Origin of the sequence: Bacillus sp. SIMBA_074 (assembly GCF_046534555.1) — a bacterium.
In the GTDB taxonomy this organism is placed as follows: Bacteria; Bacillota; Bacilli; order Bacillales; family Bacillaceae_G; genus Bacillus_A; species Bacillus_A mycoides.
This window is the reverse complement of record NZ_JAWRYM010001327.1, coordinates 1-231: the sequence shown is the minus strand read 5'-3', so window position 1 is coordinate 231 and position 231 is coordinate 1. Positions and strand designations below refer to the sequence as shown.

The following is a 231-nucleotide window of genomic DNA, read 5'->3' as shown; positions in this document are numbered from 1 at the left end:
CCTGCACGCTGCCGCTGCCCGGCGCCGTGCTGGAAGTGAGCGCGGCCGCCAGCCAATGGCAATGGTGCCTGCGCCGCGAGGCCTGGCGGGTCTGCGACGACGACTGGCAACCGCGCACCCGGCAGCGCATCGAGCAGGCGCTGCGTCAGCTGCGCGCCACCCGCGCGCTGCAGCGGCCCGTCCACGACCCCTCCGCCACTGCCTGATCGCGCGCCCCGCGCAGGTTGGCAG

Annotated in this window: 1 protein-coding gene; it reads left to right on the top strand. The window is 76.2% G+C overall.

Annotated features, from left to right (window positions below):
- The coding region (locus SB773_RS35005) for a hypothetical protein (RefSeq protein ID WP_410595191.1) at positions 1-206 on the top strand (206 nt) is incomplete at its 5' end.
- Positions 207-231 lie beyond the last annotated feature (25 nt).